The organism is Blastopirellula sediminis, assembly GCF_020966755.1.
GTDB classification, from domain to species: Bacteria; Planctomycetota; Planctomycetia; order Pirellulales; family Pirellulaceae; genus Blastopirellula; species Blastopirellula sediminis.
The window spans coordinates 58,906-78,387 of the sequence record NZ_JAJKFT010000009.1 but is presented as its reverse complement, the minus strand read 5'-3'; the positions used below and the strand labels follow the sequence as shown (position 1 = coordinate 78,387).

Below are 19,482 nucleotides of genomic sequence, written 5' to 3'. Positions count from 1 at the left end.
GGTCCCCGCAGATTCAGTCCAGGTTTCACGTGCCTGAACCTACTCAGGTATCTCTCGGGAGGCGAATCCACTTTCGTTTACCGGGCTGTCACCGTCTGTGGCCGACCTTTCCATGTCGTTCAACTAATAGTTCGCTTTGTAACTCCCATGTGAGAGACCCTACAACCCCGTGGAGAAAATCTCCACGGTTTGGGCTATTTCGCGTTCGCTCGCCGCTACTAACGAAATCGAGTTTTCTTTCTCTTCCTCCAGGTACTGAGATGTTTCAGTTCTCTGGGTTAGCCACTTGCACCTATGTATTCAGTGCAAGTCATTCAGGAATCCCGGGATCAACGCTCGTTTGACAACTCCCCCAGGCTTATCGCAGTCTTCCACGCCCTTCATCGCCTTCTGATACCAAGACATCCCCCATACGCCCTTAATAGCTTGACCACAAATATTCAAAGCTTTTCGCTGTAAATATTCGCTTAGCTACCGGACCTATTGGTTCGTCGACGCCTCACGGCGGCGACGCCATTAGATATCCGATCCGTTTTAACGATATTTTCGCTCGAGAATTTCACCTTATGTGATCCCCCGCTTGTAGAACGGGGGACCCGGTTACTTTTGCATTCTCTATAATTCTCACGCTTGCTTAGCAGTCGCAAATCCACCAAGACTCCCTGCTCTCGCAGTTCTCTCAGTCGATCGCAAACTACGTCAACAAAACGTGACGAATGCCATCTACTTCATTTGCCAAATTGTCAAAGAACGTTTTTGCCGCCTCTCCATTTTGGAGCTGCGTCTCCCTGTCAAGGTTTTGCCCTCAACGAGAAGAAAGGAATTTACGGGATCGCTGACCCAGTGTCAAACGGGGGCAGCGCCGAAAACGGCAAGAGACCCCAAAAGTTTTTCCGCCAAGGGTCAAAAGAAACGCGTTTTACCCGTGTTTTCTCGGGGATAACGGCGGTTTCCGGATTGTGAAAAATTTTGGAAGACCATGCGATTCAGATCGATTTTCGACCCATTTCGGATTCGCTTCGTGATCGCGCCGGGACAAATTTGGGGTTCGATTTCGAACCTTTTCTCGCCTCCGTTTGGCGCGTCGGCGTAGCCCGTTCTACGTCGTTAGCAGCCGCTTGGTTCTATTTGCCGCCAGACTCCAGCAGGTAGAAGTCGCTGAAAGTCGCCGCGAACTCCCGTTTGGTCGAGTTCAGCGCAAATACCCCCACTTTGACCTTCGGCAAGAATGGCATTCGCAGGGAGGTATGGCGGCGCCATTTGATGCCGTCGTCGCTAATCCAGAGGAAAACCCTCTCCGCGCGGCGTTCGAGCCGCAGCCACATCGGCTGCCCGTTCCACGCGACGTTGAAAGCGGCCGCGAGCTTTCCCTGTTCGTACAGCTCTGCCGAGCCGAAAGTCGCTTTCGATTCCCCGACCGCCGAACGGGTCCAGCGAAGGAAGTTCTTGTCGTCCTGCCAAACGACAAGGCCAGCCGCAACGTAGCTCGTGCGAATATTGCCGATATTTTCCGCCGGAATCGGGAAGTCGAGGACATGGGCTTCAATCACAAAGTCCCCTACGACTTCCTGCCAAACCCGGGGCGCCGACGTGTCTCCGATCACCGGATTCAGATTGTGAATCCCCGGCGGAACATGAAAGTCGAGCTTTCCCTGGTTTTCCTCGATCGGACAGTCCCCTTGGGGATCCTCTACTATGCCCCAATCGGCGATTTCCGCGTGAACCAGCGTCGCCATCGCGAGCCCAATCAAGATTCCTGCCGCCGAGCGAAGAGATTGCATCCGAGAGATCCTTTCGTGCCGTCCGTAACAAACAGAGAACGTGCGAGATTGTAACGCCTCCCCCGAATAGAAGCGAAATTCCGTTCGCACTTGGCGAGACGGCCGCCGTGGCCGTAAAATTTCGCTCAATCGCATGGCCACAGGGACCTCCTTAGAGTCGGCGGCCGCACAACTGCGTAACCTGCCGCAAGGATTAGCTCAACAAACGGAGTTCCGAGAACTCGTCACCCATGTCGCCGCCGGGCGAAAGGGGACGATTGAGGGAGTCTGGGGGTCAGCCTGCGCGCTAGTCGCGGCGGCGGTAGAGCCTGACGTCGCTGGCCCACTGCTGGTCGTCTGTCCTACGTTGGCCGAAATCGACGACGTTTACGATGCGCTGCGCACTTTTTCGGGCGCAACCATCTCGCAATTTCCCGCTTGGGAATCGGATCGTAGCGAACGTCTCCTGCACGATGAAATCTACGGGCGACGCCTGCGAGTTCTGAAACAACTGACGCATGGTCCGGCGCCGAAGATCATCATCACCAGCATCGAGAGCCTGCTGCAGCCGGTTCCGAGCGCCGCCAACGTTTCCGCCAACAGCCGCCGCGTCCATGTTGGCGATCAACTCGATCTGGAAGAATTGGCGCAATGGCTGGTCCGACACAAGTTTCATGCGACCAGCGCCGTCGAATTGCCGGGCGAATTCTCGCTGCGAGGTGGGATCCTCGACGTTTTCGCTCCCGACTGGGAACAGCCGGCCCGCATCGAATTGTTCGGGGACGAGGTCGAATCGATTCGTCAGTTTGAGATCGGATCGCAGCGCAGTTTGCACCCGCTCGACTCGGCGGAAATCACGGTTTTGCGTTACGGCAAAGGACAGACAGGGCACTTCTCCGACTATCTGCCGACCGGTTCGGTATGCCTGCTGATCGAACTTGATCGGATCAAAGATTCGGCCGAGCAATACCTCGATCGCTTGGAACGGGTCGAAGACAAGTTCGGACTTCCTGAAACGCTGCAAAAGCTGCAGCCGCTCGGCACGCTCAGTTTGTCAGGCGTCGCCAGCGGGCATCTCGACGCCAGTTTGACGCTCCACTTTGAATCGGTCGAGCAGTTCAGCGGCGAAATCGAACGAGTCCGAGGAGAGCTCGAAGCGCTGAGCAACGGGCAAGACGTTTACATCATCTGCCAGACCGAAGCCGAAATTGAGCGGCTTAGCGAGATCTTCCAAGGCGGAGACCTCCAACAAAGCGGACGACTTCACTTCGCCCTAGGCCGGCTACCGCAAGGCTTTCGCTACCGCGAAGAGAGCGTCGTTCTGGTTAGCGGCGACCAGCTGTTTCACCGCGTTCGCCGCCAACGTCCCGCGGCGCGAAAGCTGGGAAAGGTCATCGACAGCTTTCTCGACCTGCGCAAGGGCGACCTCGTCGTTCACCTTGCGCATGGAATCGGGCGTTATCGCGGCCTGAAGAAGATTGAGAAGCAGCGGCAGGTCGAAGAGCATCTCGAAATCGAATTCCATGGCGGCACCAAGGTCTACGTCCCGGCCTCCAAGGTCGACCTGGTGCAAAAGTATGTCGGCGGGTCGAAGTCGCGACCGCCGTTGGCCAAAATCGGCGGCGTCACATGGCAGAAGCAGAAAAAAGCGGTCGAACAAGCGGTTCATGACCTGGCCGGCGAACTGCTGGAAGTTCAGGCGATGCGTCGCAGCCGCCCCGGCATCGCCTTCTCGGCCGATACCCTCTGGCAACGCGAATTCGACCTCTCGTTCCCGTACGAAGAGACCGAGGATCAGCTGACCGCAATCGGCAACATCAAGTTCGACATGGAACAACCGCGGCCGATGGACCGCCTACTCTGCGGCGACGTCGGGTTTGGCAAGACGGAAGTCGCGATGCGGGGCGCCTTCAAGGCGGTCGACAACGGCTACCAGGTCGCGATTCTCGTTCCAACCACCATCCTGGCCGAACAGCATTACAAGAGCCTGCGCGAGCGGATGGCGGAGTTTCCGTTTACGATCGCACGGCTCAGCCGATTCGCTTCGGCCGCCGAACAGCGCGATGTGATCCGTGGGCTGAAATCAGGATCGGTCGACATCGTTGTCGGCACGCATCGGTTGGCGTCGAAGGACGTCAGCTTTCAAAATCTCGGCCTGGTGATCATCGACGAAGAGCAACGCTTCGGCGTCGAAATCAAAGAGCGACTGAAACAACTGCGAACCACGGTCGACGTTCTGACGATGACCGCGACGCCAATTCCCCGCACGTTGCACATGTCGCTGGTCGGCGTCCGCGATATCTCGAATCTGGAAACGGCGCCGCAAGATCGCGTCGCAGTCGAAACGAAAGTTTCGCGTTGGGGAGACGAACTGATTCGCCATGCGGTGCTGCGCGAACTGTCGCGCGGCGGGCAAGTTTACTTCGTCCATAACCGCGTGCAAGATATCCAGCTGATCGCCGCCAAACTGCAACACATCGTCCCCGAAGCGAAAATCGGCATCGGACATGGTCAGATGGCCGAAGGGGCGCTCGAGCAGGTGATGGTTGACTTCGTGGAAGGGAAATTCGACATCTTGCTAGCGACGACGATCGTCGAGAGCGGGCTCGACATCCCTAACGCCAACACGATCTTCGTCGACGAGGCGGATCGATACGGCTTGGCCGACTTGCATCAGCTGCGCGGTCGCGTTGGTCGCTATAAGCACCGCGCTTACTGCTACTTGCTACTGCAACCAGGCCGACATCTTAGTCCGATTGCGGCCAAGCGTCTGCATGCGATCGAAGAGTTCAGTCACATGGGCGCCGGGTTCGCGATTTCGATGCGCGACCTGGAAATCCGTGGCGCCGGCAACATCCTGGGGACTCAGCAAAGCGGTCACATTGCGATGGTCGGGTACGAACTTTATTGCCAGCTACTGGAAACGGCGGTGCGGCGGATGAAGCGGATGCCGCCGAAGATCTCGATCGACGTCGACGTCGACCTGCCGGGCGAAGCCTATCTGCCGGACACCTATATCAGCGACATGCGTCAGAAGATCGATCTCTATCGCCGCATGACGCGTGTTGCTAGCGACGAGGATATCGCGAATTTGAAGGAAGAGATGCTCGACCGTTTTGGGCCGTTCCCAGATCCGGTAGAGCGAATGTTACGTCTGACCGAAATCAAGCTCGACGCTGCGTTTTGGCAGATCAACGCAATCTTCCTGGAAGACGAATACCTCGTATTTCAATACTCCGATCGTGGTCGCGTCGAGCAGCTAGCACGGATGCGTGGTCGCAATTTCCGGATCGTGGACGACAAGAGCGTCTACGTCCCACTGAAGACGAGCGAACCGGACGCCGACGATGTCATCAACGCGGCGAAATCTATCTTGCGGCCTAGTTAATCTCTCTCTATTATCGCGCCCCCTCAATAGATTTGCCTATTGAGGTTAGCCAGCCAAAACTCGCTCGGGCCAGATAGTCGCCTGGACGGAGGGTTCCTTGATCCGCCGCAGTTCGATCTTTATCTTCCTCCTGACGTTCGCAATGTCGACGTTCGGTTCGCTCCCTTGGTGCGCCAAGTCGGCGCAGCTTCATGCGCAGGTGAGCGGCTTCCAGTCCTGGCTTCCCTGGAGCAAAAAAGAATCGGCTGAGACGACGCCAACCGATCCGTTCAAAAATCGGGGAGGTAGTGCGCCAGAATATCGCGTCGCCGACATGCCGAGCACCACTACGACAACGCCGGCGACCAAGCCTCTTCCCTATCCGAGCAATCCCTATAGCACTCCCGGCTACACCCAACAGCCGACTGCCCGCGCCGTAACGACGCAAATTGGCGACGAGCCAAGCGGCGCAGCCGCGACGACGCCGACCAGCTCGACCACTTACGCCAACTCAACGACGCAGCCTTGGCGCCCGCAATATCAACAAGGCGCCGCGGCCTGGGGACAGCAGCAACAACAGCAACCTGTCGCCACCACCCCGCCGACACAGACTGGCTATCAGCCATGGCAGGGGAGAGTGCAACCGACGGCGCCACCAAGCCAATACGGTCAGTATGGTGCGCCGAGTCAGAACCGCGTGCCATCCGCTACGCCGGCTCCGCAAGCGACGACTCCGAATAGCTATCCGAATACCTACGCGACCGGCGCCTATGCTCCTCCGGTCGCCAACGCTTATCCGACCACAAGTACCGTAGCCAGCGAACAAGAACAACCCGCCGCGACGCTGCAGGCGACTGAGCCAGCCCCTGGGCCGTCAGCCGCCGAGGATGACAAGCTCTTCAAACCAGCTCGCATCATTGCGTTGGTCGGGGGCCAGCCGATCCTGGCCGGCGATATTCTCGGCCCGGTGAATCAAGCGCTCGCCAAACGACTGGCCGAGCTGCCGGAAGAGCAACGCTCCCAAGTCACTGAAGAACTGCTGGAAGAGCAACGCCAGATGGCGCTGCGTGAGCTGCTGCCGGGTCTGATCGACACGAAGATGGTCTACCTAGACTTCATCCGGACGATCCCGCAAGACAAGCTGAAAGAAATGCAGGCGCATCTCGATACGCAGTACGCCGAATTCCAGATGCAGAACGACCTTGATACGTACGGCGTGCACACGCCGGCCGAACTCGACATCGTCCTGCGAGGGGAAGGCTCGTCGCTGGAAAAGAAGAAACGGCTATTTCTCGAACAAATTATCGCTCAACAACAGCTCCGAACGCACGTCAAACCGGATACCGAAGTCACCCATCTGCAGATGCTCGACTTCTACCACGAGCATGCCGCCGAATACGAACGGCCAGCTCGCGCCCGGTGGGAGCAACTGATGGTCCGGTTCGACAAGTTCGGGACGAAAGCGGAAGCGGAACAGGCGATCGCCGACATGGGGAACCAGGTTCTCCGCGGGGCGCCGCTGGACGCCGTCGCCAAAAAGCACTCCCAGGGCTTCCGTGCAGCCGATGGGGGACAATATGACTGGACCACCCGCAGCAGCCTGAAGAACGAAACGATCGACGCCGCTATCTTTTCGCTCCCGCCCAACCGGCTGAGCCAAATTATCGAATCGGCCGAAGGGTATCACATTGTGCGAGTTCTGGAACGGGAAGAGGACTCGATGAAACCGTTCCGCGACGCACAACTAGAAATTAAAGAAAAGATCCGGCGAGAGCGCGCCAATCAGGCGCAACGCGAATATATCGTCGGCGTTCGCAAGCGGACCCCAATTTGGACGATCTTCGACGAGGAAAAGTCTTCCCAAACCGCATCGTCGCCTTCTCCGGCCGATCGCCGCTAGTCCGGACAGCATAAGCCAAGCTAATACCATCTTCGTCAATCTGCCCTCCTCGTTTTGAACGTTGGAGGGATGTAGAATTGGCGGTAGTGCGGTCATCTGCGGGGGCGAATTGCGCCTTCGGCTATTTTGCCGACCGCATCCATCGGGTAGAGTATTTCTCACCCCATGCTTTCACATCCATGCGACCCGACCTTCGGACGTCGCACGTCGCTTTTGATGACGAAGAGGAGCCGTCGATGACTGAGGTCGCCCATCTACGCGTACGCGATGCCGAGATCGAATTGCCGATCGTCGAGGGGACGGAAAACGAAACCGCCGTCGACATCAGCAAGTTACGAGCTGAAACCGGTTTCATCACCCTGGATGACGGCTACGTAAACACGGGGTCGACCACCAGCAAAATCACCTACCTCGACGGCGAAGCGGGCATTCTGCGATACCGCGGATATCCGATCGAACAACTCGCCAGCAATTGCGACTTCGTCGAAGTCATGTACCTGCTGATTTACGGCGAATTGCCGACCGAACAGCAGATCATGGACTTCCGCAAGTCGATCCGCCGGCACACGATGCTGCACGAGGATATGCGGTCGTTCTACGACGGCTTCCCGCGCGACGCCCACCCGATGGCGATCCTCAGCTCGGTGGTGAGCGCTCTCTCGACCTTCTATCAAGATTCGCTCGACCCGCACGATCCGCGTCAGGTCGAAGTGTCGATCCACCGCTTGTTGGCCAAACTGCCGACGATTGCGGCGTACAGCTTTAAGAAGTCGGTCGGTCAGCCGTTCATCTATCCGCAAAATGACCTGTCGTACTGCGAAAACTTCCTGCAGATGATGTTCGCGGTTCCAAGTGAACCGTTCCACGTCGATCCGGACTTCGTCAGCGCCCTCAACTTGCTGCTGATCGTCCACGCCGATCACGAACAGAACTGCAGCACCTCAACGGTCCGCATGGTCGGTTCGTCGGACGCGAACCTGTTCGCGTCAATCTCGGCCGGCATCAGCGCCTTGTGGGGCCCGCTGCACGGCGGGGCCAACGAAGCGGTCGTCTCGATGCTCGAAAAGATCATCGCCGACGGCATGGACGTTGAGAAATACGTGAAACTGGCCAAAGACAAGACCAGCAAGTTCCGCTTGATGGGCTTTGGTCACCGCGTCTACAAGAACTTTGATCCGCGGGCCACGATCATCAAGAAGGCGTGCGATACCTTGCTTTCCAAGTTGGAAATCAAGGATCCGATCTTCGAAGTCGCCCAACGGTTGGAAGAAGTCGCGCTCAACGACGAATACTTCATTCAACGGAAGTTGTACCCGAACGTCGACTTCTACTCCGGCGTCATCTACCGTGCGATCGGCATTCCGGTCCAGATGTTCACGGTGCTGTTCGCGATCGGACGTCTGCCGGGCTGGATCGCTCACTGGAAAGAAATGCAAGGCTCGCCGACCAAACGCATCTGCCGCCCGCGTCAGGTTTACACCGGCGCCACCGAACGGGAATTCGTCCCGCTCGAAAAGCGCGGCTAACCGGCGACTTTAAGACAATCAAAAACAGAAACGCCAAGCGTCCCGACGCTTGGCGTTTTCTTTTTGGAATCTGGGGCCTGAGCGATAATTCGCTCGAATCTATTCTTCCCCTCCGGCGACGCCGCCGGCGACCAGCATAACGACGCCCAAGGCGATCACGCCCAGGCGAATGCCAATACCGGCCAGCGGTCCCCACATGTCGACCCAGCTCAGCAGGATGAATTCCATACCGATCATATTCAGCAAAAAGGATCCGACGCCCAAAAAGATCAGCGTTCCGCCCCAACCACCCATCGTTAGTCCCCCGATACGAATCTGCGAATGCAATCTACGAAGTGATCCGCCTCTCCCGCAGAGGGGGGAAGCGGCGTCCCCAACTTACACTCTCATCCACCGTAAAACAAACAAAAAAAGGCCGCAGCGGACAATTCCGCTGCGGCCGTCGAATTCGTACAAGATTGCGGGTCGCTTACAGCGTCCAGCCTTTGCGATATTCCTTGTGAATCAGGTTATGGGCCAGCGAGTTGTTGTTGGTGACCTTCAGGTTTTCGGCGTCCCAGTCGATGACGTCGCCGCTGCGATAAGCGACCGTTCCCAGCAGCACCGCTTCGCTGAGCGCCCCGGAATAGTCGAAGTTGCAGGTGGTCGGTCCGCCGGTCCGAATCGCCTGGAGCCATTCGTTGTGATGACCGATCGAAGCGGGAATCGTCTTCTCCGGCGCCTTGAAATCGACCATCTCGCCATCCTGGTAGACGTAGTGCTGGCCGTAATCGGAGAGGACCATCCCCTTGTCGCCGACGAACAACTGTCCGCCCCCCCAATTGATCGGATTGCCTGACTTATCTTTCAGCTTCGCCAGTTCGGCCGGACGCTTGGCGCCGTCGTACCAGGTCAAATGAACCGGCGGCTTTTCACCTCGGGCCGGATAGTGATAGTCGGCGACGCACCACGACGGGCAACCGACCGGATCAACAGGAGGCCCGACGGCCGAGACCTTTTCCGGATGCTTCAGATCGAGCGCCCAGTGGACCAGGTCGACGTAATGGCAAGCCATGTCGCCAAACGTACCGGTTCCATAGTCCCAGAAACGGCGCCAGTTGGCGGGATGAACGCCGGTGCTGTAGGGACGCTCCGGAGCGCAACCCAGGAACAGATCCCAGTTCAGGTTCTTCGGCGGCTCTTGGCCGAACGCGAACTTGCCGTCTCCCCAACCTTTGCCGACCCAGACATGGACACGGGTAACGTCGCCGATGATACCGCTGTTCAGCAGTTCGACGACGCGGCGGTAGTTCTCGGTCGCATGAATCTGGGTCCCCATCTGGGTCACCAGCTTGTTTTCTTTGGCCAGGTTCGAGACGACGCGCGACTCGTACACAGTGTGCGATAGCGGCTTTTCGCAGTAGGCGTGCTTTTTCATCCGCAGCGCCATCGCGGTCGCCGGGGCGTGGCTATGGTCAGCCGTGCTGACGACGACGGCGTCAATGTTGTCCGCTTCTTTCTCCAGCATCACCCGATAGTCGGCATACCCTTTGGCGCCGGGGAAACGCTTGACCCCTTGTTCCAGGAAGTTGGAATCGATGTCGGCCAACGCGACGAAGTTTTCGTTCGAGCAGCCCGACAGATTCGCACTGGCGCGGTTCGCGACGCCGATCCCAGCCAGGTTCAGCTTTTCGTTAGGAGATTTCGACTCGGCGGCCGGAAGTTGCGAATAGAACCCGATACCAGAAACGGCGGCCGAAGCGGCGACCAGGAAGCGACGACGAGAAGTTCGCAAGGTCATGAAATGAGTCTCCGAGGTGGGATATTAAGCAGGACTTAACAAATTGAATCAGAGTTTGAGACCGGTTGCAAAAGTGCGCACAGACTTATGCCAAATCGGCAACGACCGTATCAGAAAACGCCAGTTTCGCTTCACTTTTCGAGTCGGGCGATCGCCGACTTGCATAAGTCGACGCCGCGGGCCACGGTCGACTGACGCCAACTCTTGCTCGCTGGGGAAAACGCTTCGAGCGCGCTCCGTTTCGCCGTTTGAAAAGCGGCCGCTTTGGGATCGCTCCAATGATGCGCTTGGTTCTCGGCCCGGAGCGCTTTCAAAACGCGTACGGCCGGATAGGTTCCAAACTCGGCGCAGAAATAGGCGTAGTCGATATCGCCCGCTTGCTGGGAGCACCACAAGCCGAAATCGCCGCGGGCCTGGTAAGCGACCGAGTTTTCTTTTTCCCGATCGTATCCGGTCTCGCCGAGCGTTTCCCCCACCTGACGGTGCCAAGCGGTATCCATCGCCGGCGCCGACAACAGGGTCAATTCTCCCCAGCGGCCAAGTCCCGTGTGCACGTCCAAATGGATCACGCGGCGACTCTCTCCCAGCCACGACTTCCAATGGGGCGTCAGCAACTGCTGCGTTTCGCTCGCCCCTTTGCCGCCGTAAAACAAGCCGCGGGGAAACTCGTACTGCCCGCCGGCGATCGCCTGTTTGACTTTCGTCATGCCGTATCGGGCCAGGATCGCGGCGGCACGTAGCGTGAAGAAATCGAAACCGCCGGGGGGCGATTCCGGATTCAACAGCGGATCAAGCTTTTCGTAGAGGGGCGGAGCCCCGCGATGCTCTTCTCCCCGCCGCATGAACGATCGGTTGAGATCAATATTCTCCGCTTCACAACGCCGGCGATGGGCGAAGCCGTACGGATTGAGCGCGTGAATCAAGACGATGCGTAGGTTCGGGGGAACGCTCTGACTTAAAGCGTTACGCATCCAATGCAATTGAATCGCAGCGCCAAGCGGCGCTTCCAATCCGTGTAGTCCGCTCGAAAGAACCAGGCAATCGTTCGCTCCACGGTTGCCGAGCGTCAGAAGATCGATCGTCAGCGATTCCCCGTCTGGGCCAACCGCATCAATCGCATGCGACTCCATCTCGCCGCCTAACTCTTTACAGGCGGCGAGAAACTCGCGGCGCGACTCGGCGTAGTCGCGCGGAAACCATGCGTCCGCTGGGACGCTCACGCGACTTACTGTTTCACCTTGACGTGAAAACCGGCCGCCAACAACGCTTCCACGACTTCGGCGGCGTCAAAGTTCCCTTCGATGACCATCGACGATTCGTTCGGCTTGGCGGTGTCCGCTTTAACGCCGTCCACCGTGGCGACCGCTTCTTTGATCGACTTGGTGCACGCGCCGCAGCAGTTGTGCAGACCGGTCAGAGCGAGACGCTTGACGGCTCCTGCTTTGACGCCCGAGTCATCCTTCATTTTCAGTTCTTCGCTGTCGGTCTCGGCATGGAAACCCGCCTTGGCGATCGCGTCGAGGGCGGCCTGGGCCGATTTGTCATCGGCGGCGGTCAGTACGGTCTTTCCCTCTTTGGCGGTCACGTCGACCTTCACGCCGGGCATGTCTTTCACAGCGGCCTCAACCGCTTTGACGCACTTGCCGCAGCAAAGATGCATTTTGGTCAGGGTAACGGTCGTTTCCGCATAGGCGGCTTGCGAGAAGAGAGCGACCGAAAAGAGGAGGGCGAGCGTGGTGCGTAGCATTAGGAGACTCCGAGCGAAGAAGGAGGGAATCGGCAAATCTGACGTGATCCCCCAATTCTAACACTGTCGAAGTCGCCGCCGCAAAGGCAAAACCAGGGCAAATTACTCGGCGTGGTGAGCCGGAACGGCGTGGGCCAGGGCCGGTTCGTCCCCCTCGCGCATTTGCCCGTAACGACTCGCCTGCCAGATGTGAAGCTCGTCGACGTCGATCGCGGTAAGCCAGCCGTTTCGCCAGCACGCGGTATCGATATCCTGGATGCAGCCGAGATTCAAAACTTCGCCACTACGCTGCTCGGTATGCCCTACGAACAATGTTTTCCCCGAATAGTGGCATTCGTAGGCGTCCGGCTCCAGCACTTTCCACCGCAGCGCGTACTCAGGCTGCTGGTCCATCGGCAGATTTGGCTCAGCGTTGGCATGCGTGAAGATGCACGACTCCGTCTCGTAATAGGGACGCGACCGGCGGATGAACTCGATATGGTCATCTGGAATATCTTCGATCGAACCCCCTAAGCGATACGAGCTGAGGGTCCGAGCGCCGCCGCAGTTTTCCCAGTAGCCGCATGTCTTTTCGCAGGTCAGGCTCGCCAGCAACATCTCCTCGTGATTGCCGAGCAGATGGATCAAATTCACTTCCGACTCCAGCTGAATCAACCGCTCGATCGTGCTTTTGACATCCCACCCTTGGTCGACGAAATCCCCCAACACGACGATGGTGTCGCTAGCGGTCGGCGCGATCATCTCCAACACCGCGTCGAGCGCATGCACGCAGCCGTGAATGTCGCCGATCGCGATGGTTCGCGCTGACATTGGGAATCGCCTTTTGGTCGGGTGAAGCGAGAAAGCCGAGTAAATCGTCTATCGGCCCCTCATGCGGCTCAGATCGACTTCCAAGCTAGCAGCTTCGTAATGCGTGCGAAACGAATGATCATCAAGATCCGATTAATACTCGCTTCTTCCATGAACGAAATATTTTCACACATTCCGCTGCGGTCCGGCGCCGCTATGCGCCGATAAACGATGAAGGATTGCGCTATTACATGCGCGCAGAGAAGTTTGCCTTTTGAGGGATGGTAAAGATGAGCATGGATCGTGTTCCGTCTATCCGTGTCTTCGCCGCAGTTCTGCTAGCGGCTTTGATCGTGGGCGTCGCTCCAGCGCAAGAACCGACCGCGAAGCTCGATCGCACCATCCAACTTCGGCCCGAACCGGGTCGTCTGCACCCACCGGTGATTTCCGACATCTCGATCCACCCGGCCGGCGCCATCTTCGCCGCCGCAGGGGACGACCACATCGTTCGCGTGTTCGAGATGGATTCAGGCAACGAACTCTACCGGCTCGAAGATCATCGCGACTGGGTCCGCGCGGTGAAATTCTCCCCGGATGGAACGACTTTGGCCACGGCCGGTAATGATCGTCGCATCATTCTGTGGGACGTCGAACGTCGCGCTCAGTTGCGTTCGATGGGAGAATTCCCGTACGCCGTCGCCGATGTGGCGTTCAACAAGGCCGGCACCATGCTGGCGATCGTCGGCTTCGGTCCGACCATCGCCATCCATGATCCGATCACCGGCGAACGGCTCCACGAACTGGAAGCCCCGATCAACGATATGCGCTGCGTCAGCTTTTCGCCCGATGGCGCCATCGTCGCCGCCGCCGGTCGCAACGGCGTGATCCGCACTTGGGACGCTCAATCCGGCCGCGTGCTGGGGGACGTCAAAGCGCACCGTCAACGCGTCCACTCGCTGGTCTTCACCAGCGACTCGTCCCATCTGATCTCGTGCAGCGAAGATCGGATGATCAAGGTCATCGATCTCGGACAAGGCAAGGAAGTCGCCGAGATGTCGAGCGCTCCGGCCAAGGTGATGGCCCTGACGCTGATCAACGACAACACTTTGATTTCCGCTGGCAGCGACAATCGCCTGCGATTGTGGGATATGGCCACGCATCAGGAAATCGCCAAGCTCGAAGGGCATTCGGGCAGCGTTACTGCGATCGACGTCTACAACGACACGATCGTCTCGGGCGGCTTCGACACCACGGTTCGGGTCTGGAAGATCGAATCGGGCGAACGAACCGCTCTCTCCCCCCAGGGCAGCTTGTTTACGAAATAAGTTCGACGATTACGGCAAGGATGCCGTGATAGAACGCATGCATGGAGGCGCTAAATGCTTCGCCGAATGTTTAACTCGCTTCTAAAGGGCCGCAACCGTAGAGGCCCCGCTCGTCCTGCGCTTCGCAGCAGCGATATCGAAACGCTGGAAGAGCGTCGCGTCTTTGACGCCGATCCGATTCAAGTTGGCGCCACCTATACCGAAGAAGACGCCTCCGGCGGCGACGATCACGGCGATACGTTTCACATCAAGTTCGACGGCGGCGCCGCGGGTACCGAGCTGAAGCAGGTCATCATCGACGGCGATCAGATCGGCAACTTCGGCAATATCCTCGGCCTCAGCAACGGCGACGTCTTCTTTGATACCCAGCTAGGCGGGCTCGGCGCTGACGGCGCGTTTCCCTTCAAGCTGATCTCGGCCAACGGCATCGACAGCTACACCGTCACGGTTATCGACGGCGGTACGCGTTTGCAGATCGACTTCGAGGGCTTCAACGCCGGGGAAGAGTTCATCTTTTCCATCGACGTCGACGAAGTGATCATCTACGATCCCAACGATCCCAACAACACGCTGATCGACCCGGTCTCGTCCGGCGCCGAAGTCCAAGGCACGCAGTTTATTGCGACCTTCTCTGCCGAGTACTACCACGACACGACGATCACCACGAAATTCCTCGACGCCTACGATTCCAAATTGGCAGCGTCGGGCTTGGATCTCCCGGCCGATAATGCGACCGGGCACCGCGACCGTACCGACGGCGCCTTCGGCAGCGCCGTTCAACAACCGCTGCCGGTCACCATCTCGGGCCGCGTCTATCACGACGTCAACCTCAGCCTGACGCAAGAAGCGGGCGAAGTCGGTCTGTCGGGCGTTTCGCTGACGCTCTGGATGAAGGTCAACGGCGTCTACGTCAACACCGGCTACACGACCACCACCAACGCCCAAGGCGATTACGAGTTCGGCGTTAACTTGAATCTGCAGCCCGGCACCTACCAGGTCCGCGAAACGCAGCCGTCCGGTTACTTCAGCGTCGGCGCAATCCCGGGTACCGTTTCGGGAACCAGCATTGGCTCGATCGTCGCCGGCGACAAGGACATCCTGACCGAAATCACGATCGTGAACGGCGGAACCTCCGCGATTCACTACGATTTCGCCGAAGCGCTGCCGGCCCAACTCAGCGGCTACGTCTACCACGACCGCGACAATGACGGCGTTAAGGAAACCGGCGAGGAAGGAATCGCCGGCGTGACCTTGACCATCACCGGCATCGATGTCGACGGCGTTACCCGCACCTACAACGTGACGACCAACTCCGTCGGCTACTACGAAGCGAAGAATCTTCCGCCGGGCATGTACACGGTGACGGAAGTTCAGCCCGCTACGTACATCGACGGCATTGACGCCGCCGGTACGGTCAACGGCTCGCTGGTCGGCGCCGCGGTGAACCCAGGCGACCAGATCCTGAACATCCTGCTTCTCGGCGGCCAATCGGGCATCAACTACAACTTCGGCGAAATCAAACCGGCGTCGATCAGCGGTTCGGTTCACCTGACCGATCGCGACGGCAACTGCTACGACGGCGTCACGATCATCACGCCGCCGATCGAAGGAGTGAAGATCGAACTGTTGGACGCCGGCGGCAACGTGATCGCCACGACGACGACCGACGCCAACGGCCAATATTCGTTCGGAAATCTGTTGCCGGGCACCTATTCGGTTCGCGAATACACGCCGGTCGGCCTGATTGATGGCGGCGACCATGTCGGGACCGTCAATGGCACGACGAACGGCGCCAACTCATCGAACGACTTGCTCTCGAGCATCGTCCTGCTCTCGGGCGACGATGGCGTCAACTACGACTTCTGCGAACATGAAGCGGCGACGATCGCCGGTTACGTCTATCACGACCGCGACAATGACGGCGTGAAAGAATCGGGCGAAGAAGGGATCGCCGGCGTGACCGTGATCCTGCTCGACAGCAACGGCGTTCAGGTCGGCACGACCACGACGGCCGCCGACGGCTCGTACAAATTCACTGGACTGAGCGCCGGCAACTACCAGATCGTCGAAACGCAGCCGACCAACTACCTCGACGGCCTCGACGCTGCAGGTACCATCGGCGGCACGATCGTTGGCGCCGCGACCAACCCGGGCGACAAGATCTCAGCGATCGAGCTGAAGTGGGGCGATGACGGTATCAACTACAACTTTGGCGAAATCAAGCCGGTCAGCATCAGCGGTTACGTTTATCACGACCTCGACAACGACGGCGTGAAGGAAACGGGCGAAGCCGGTATCAGCGGCGTCACCGTCCAGGTGATCAACTCGGTCACCAATCAGATTTTCTCGGTCACCACCGACAATGACGGCTACTACGAAGTGGTCGGCTTGCCGCCGGGAACCTATCGCATCGTCGAAACCCAACCGGTTCTCTACACCGACGGTAAAGACGCGGCCGGTACGGTCGGCGGTTCGACTCGAGGTAGCGCGGTCAATCCGGGCGATCAGATCAACTCGATCAGCCTGGTCAGCGGCGACACCGGTATTAACTACAACTTCGGCGAAATCCTGCCGGGCTCGATTTCCGGTCGTGTGCACCTGACCGATAAGTACGGCGACTGCGATAGCGAAGAAGCGTACAACTCGCCGATCGAAGGCGCCATCGTGAAGTTGTACGACGCGGCGGGGAACCTGATCGCGGAAACGACCACCGACGCCAATGGCGACTACACCTTCGACGGGTTGCTTCCGGGCACCTACACCGTCGTCGAAATCACGCCGGCCGGCTTGATTGACGGCGGCGATCACGTGGGCACAATCGGCGGCGTAGCTGTCGGCCAGAATTCGGCCAACGACACCCTCTCGTCGATCATCATTCGCTCCGGCGATCACGGCATCAATTACGACTTCTGCGAACATGAGCCCGCTAAGATCGGCGGCTTCGTCTATCACGATCGTAACAACGACGGCGTGATGGACGCGGGCGAAGAAGGAATCGCCGGCGCGATCGTCTACTTGTACGACAGCACCGGCGCCCTGATCGGCACGCAAACGACCGCGGCCGACGGTTCGTACATGTTCACCGGCCTGCGAGCCGACACCTACCGCATCGTCGAAAAACAACCGACCGGCTACCTCGACGGCAAAGACGCCGCGGGTACGGTTGGCGGCGTGACGATCGGTACCGCCACTAATCCCGGCGACGAGATCAAAGAGGTCACGCTCCTCTGGGGCGACGAAGGCATCAACTACAAGTTTGGCGAAGTGAAGCCGGGCAGCATCGGCGGCTACGTCTGGTCCGATACCGACGACGATTGCTTGTTCGACGCAAACGAAAAGCCGATTTCCGGCGTCACCATCAAACTGTTGGACGCCGCGGGGAACGTCATCGCCACGACGAAAACCGACGCCAACGGTCACTACCTGTTCAACAACCTGCTCCCTGGCTTGTACACCGTGGTTGAAACTCAACCGGCCGGTTACTTCCAGGGTCACCAGATGGACTTGAACGGTCTGGCCGACGACTCGGTGCAAGATACGATCTCGCGCATCAACATCACGTCGGGTCTCGATCTCGACAATCACAACTTCTGCGAACTGCCGCCGGCGACGATTTCGGGTTACGTCTACCAAGACGGCGCCACGTTCACGACCACCGACGGCAACTTGCCGGCTGACGCGTTGTCGCAGCGGGACGGTACCCGCACGTCGGACGATACGCCGATTGGCGGGGTCACGCTCGAACTGCGGGACGGCATTACCGGTTTGCCGATCATGGGGAACGATCCGCGAATTCTCGGCGGAACCTACGGCAGCGGCCCGGTTCGCGTCGTTACCGACGCGGACGGCTACTACCAGTTCGTCGGGCTGCAGGCCGGCTTCTACGCCGTGTTTGAAGTCCATCCGGACGGCTACGGCGACGGTAACGACAACGCCGGTACCACGGCAGGCGTCGCGTTCAACCAAGGAAACGGCGTCAGCGTCGGTACGCTGCTGGTCGATCCGCTGAACGACATGATCGCGCTGATCGATCTGCCGGTCGGCGCCCACTCGCAAGAGAACAACTTCAGCGAATTGAAAGCGCAGGGCAATCCGCCGGTACTGCCGCCGGTGCCTCCGGTTCCGGCCGGTACGCTCGATCCGCTGGTGATCCCGGTCGCTCCGCCTCCGGCCGAGCTGATTCCGCCGGCGGCGCTCTTCATCGTGCAGCCGCTGCTGCAGGGGTACAGCGGCGGGGCGACGGGCGTGACCTGGCACTTGAGCGTCGTGAACGCCGGTCTGCCGCGTAGCAAGGATCAGATCGCGTTCATTGAACCGAACGTCTGGTTCACCGCGGCCAACGACTCGATTCTGCCGTGGGAAGGAAACGAATTCCTACAGGCCGAATGGAAGTTGCAATTGGCTTCGGCCGGCGATAACGATGAGGAAGAGATCCTCATTAAGCTGTTCGGCATGCCGGGCGCTCATCCGGTGTCAGGCGACTTCAACGGCGACGGCGTAACCGATTTCGGCATTTACTACAAAGGTCACTGGTACATCGACGTCAACGGCAACGGCGTCTGGGACGAAGAAGACCTGTGGGCCAAGCTCGGCTATGACGGCGACTTGCCGGTGGTCGGCGACTGGGACGGCGACGGTAAGGACGACATCGGCATCTATGGTAAGGCCTGGCCGGGCGATCCCCGGGCTGTGGCCAGCGATCCTGGTTTGCCGGTGCCGAACAACGTCTCGACCGGCATCTCGAAGAACCTGCCGCCGAAACCGGATGAAGCGACGCTCGGCAGCCGCGTCATGAAGCTGACCTCGACCGGTAAGGTTCGTTCCGACCTGATCGACCACGTCTTCCACTTCGGCACCGCAGGAAACTACCCGGTGGTCGGCGACTGGGACGGCGACGGCATCCAGACGATCGGCGTCTTCCAAGATGGCGAATGGCGCCTGGACGAAGACGGTAACGGTCGCTGGGACGACGAAGTCGACTCGCGCGTCAAATACGGCAAAGCGGGCGACGTGCCGGTGGTTGGCGACTGGAACGGCGACGGCATCGACGAACTCGGTATCTTCCACGACGGCCAGTGGACCCTCGACCACGACAACAATCGTCATCTGGACGACACCGATAAGGTCTTCATGCTCGGCGAAGCAGGCGACCTGCCGACGGTCGGCGACTGGGACGGCGACGGCTACGACGAAGTCGGCGTCTACCACGGGATCTCGGGACAACCTCGCGTCAGCGAAGCTCCCGGCCCGCTGAAACGCTAGTTAATCATAAGAAAAAAGGTGCTCGT

General features: G+C 59.0%; 11 protein-coding genes and 1 rRNA gene. 5 read left to right on the top strand and 7 right to left on the bottom strand.

Annotated features, from left to right (window positions below):
* Nucleotides 1–432, bottom strand: a 23S ribosomal RNA gene (locus LOC68_RS11430); the annotation flags it as partial.
* Nucleotides 433–1,124: 692 nt separating this feature from the next.
* Nucleotides 1,125–1,781, bottom strand: a complete 657-nt coding sequence (locus tag LOC68_RS11425) for a DUF1349 domain-containing protein (RefSeq protein ID WP_230218597.1) — start codon at nt 1,779–1,781, stop codon at nt 1,125–1,127.
* 133 nt (nt 1,782–1,914) lie between these two features.
* Here LOC68_RS11425 and mfd point away from each other — a divergent pair, with 133 nt between their 5' ends.
* From mfd to LOC68_RS11410, 3 genes are all read left to right on the top strand, one after another.
* A complete protein-coding gene (gene mfd / locus LOC68_RS11420; RefSeq protein ID WP_230218595.1) occupies nt 1,915–5,148 on the top strand; it encodes a transcription-repair coupling factor in 3,234 nt (1,077 codons plus the stop codon).
* A 97-nt stretch (nt 5,149–5,245) separates the two neighbouring features.
* Nucleotides 5,246–7,027 carry a peptidylprolyl isomerase gene (locus LOC68_RS11415; protein ID WP_230218593.1) on the top strand — a complete coding sequence of 594 codons (1,782 nt, stop codon included), beginning with the start codon at nt 5,246–5,248 and terminating at the stop codon, nt 7,025–7,027.
* A gap of 236 nt (nt 7,028–7,263) precedes the next feature.
* Complete coding sequence (locus LOC68_RS11410; protein WP_230218591.1) at nt 7,264–8,553, top strand: citrate synthase; 1,290 nt, start codon at nt 7,264–7,266, stop codon at nt 8,551–8,553.
* A gap of 99 nt (nt 8,554–8,652) precedes the next feature.
* On the opposite strand, the gene LOC68_RS11405 is transcribed toward LOC68_RS11410, so the two are convergent.
* The 5 genes from LOC68_RS11405 to LOC68_RS11385 all read right to left on the bottom strand — a co-directional run bounded on the left by LOC68_RS11405 (nt 8,653) and on the right by LOC68_RS11385 (nt 12,890).
* Nucleotides 8,653–8,847 (bottom strand): hypothetical protein, encoded by a 195-nt coding sequence (locus LOC68_RS11405; protein WP_230218589.1) that lies wholly within the window; start codon nt 8,845–8,847, stop codon nt 8,653–8,655.
* A gap of 175 nt (nt 8,848–9,022) precedes the next feature.
* A complete protein-coding gene (locus tag LOC68_RS11400; RefSeq protein ID WP_230218587.1) occupies nt 9,023–10,333 on the bottom strand; it encodes a Gfo/Idh/MocA family protein in 1,311 nt (436 codons plus the stop codon).
* A 131-nt stretch (nt 10,334–10,464) separates the two neighbouring features.
* Nucleotides 10,465–11,553 carry a M14 family metallopeptidase gene (locus LOC68_RS11395; RefSeq protein ID WP_230218586.1) on the bottom strand — a complete coding sequence of 363 codons (1,089 nt, stop codon included), beginning with the start codon at nt 11,551–11,553 and terminating at the stop codon, nt 10,465–10,467.
* Between the two features lie 5 nt (nt 11,554–11,558).
* Nucleotides 11,559–12,080, bottom strand: a complete 522-nt coding sequence (locus tag LOC68_RS11390) for a cation transporter (RefSeq protein WP_230218585.1) — start codon at nt 12,078–12,080, stop codon at nt 11,559–11,561.
* Nucleotides 12,081–12,182: 102 nt separating this feature from the next.
* On the bottom strand, nt 12,183–12,890 hold the full coding sequence (locus LOC68_RS11385; protein ID WP_230218584.1) for a metallophosphoesterase: 708 nt from the start codon (nt 12,888–12,890) through the stop codon (nt 12,183–12,185).
* A gap of 269 nt (nt 12,891–13,159) precedes the next feature.
* On the opposite strand from LOC68_RS11385, the gene LOC68_RS11380 reads away from it, so the two are divergent.
* Both LOC68_RS11380 and LOC68_RS11375 read left to right on the top strand, forming a co-directional pair.
* Complete coding sequence (locus tag LOC68_RS11380; RefSeq protein ID WP_230218583.1) at nt 13,160–14,194, top strand: WD40 repeat domain-containing protein; 1,035 nt, start codon at nt 13,160–13,162, stop codon at nt 14,192–14,194.
* Between the two features lie 54 nt (nt 14,195–14,248).
* Entirely contained in the window at nt 14,249–19,456 is a 5,208-nt protein-coding gene (locus tag LOC68_RS11375; RefSeq protein ID WP_230218582.1) for an MSCRAMM family protein, read from the top strand.
* Nucleotides 19,457–19,482 lie beyond the last annotated feature (26 nt).

Coding starts and splice junctions, on each gene's coding strand:
- LOC68_RS11385 (WP_230218584.1), bottom strand. CDS start 12,890: ATGTCAGCGCGAACCATCGCGATCGGCGACATTCACGGCTGCGTGCAT.
- LOC68_RS11410 (WP_230218591.1), top strand. CDS start 7,264: ATGACTGAGGTCGCCCATCTACGCGTACGCGATGCCGAGATCGAATTG.
- LOC68_RS11400 (WP_230218587.1), bottom strand. CDS start 10,333: ATGACCTTGCGAACTTCTCGTCGTCGCTTCCTGGTCGCCGCTTCGGCC.
- LOC68_RS11380 (WP_230218583.1), top strand. CDS start 13,160: ATGAGCATGGATCGTGTTCCGTCTATCCGTGTCTTCGCCGCAGTTCTG.
- LOC68_RS11405 (WP_230218589.1), bottom strand. CDS start 8,847: ATGGGTGGTTGGGGCGGAACGCTGATCTTTTTGGGCGTCGGATCCTTT.
- LOC68_RS11425 (WP_230218597.1), bottom strand. CDS start 1,781: ATGCAATCTCTTCGCTCGGCGGCAGGAATCTTGATTGGGCTCGCGATG.
- mfd (WP_230218595.1), top strand. CDS start 1,915: ATGGCCACAGGGACCTCCTTAGAGTCGGCGGCCGCACAACTGCGTAAC.
- LOC68_RS11390 (WP_230218585.1), bottom strand. CDS start 12,080: ATGCTACGCACCACGCTCGCCCTCCTCTTTTCGGTCGCTCTCTTCTCG.
- LOC68_RS11375 (WP_230218582.1), top strand. CDS start 14,249: ATGCTTCGCCGAATGTTTAACTCGCTTCTAAAGGGCCGCAACCGTAGA.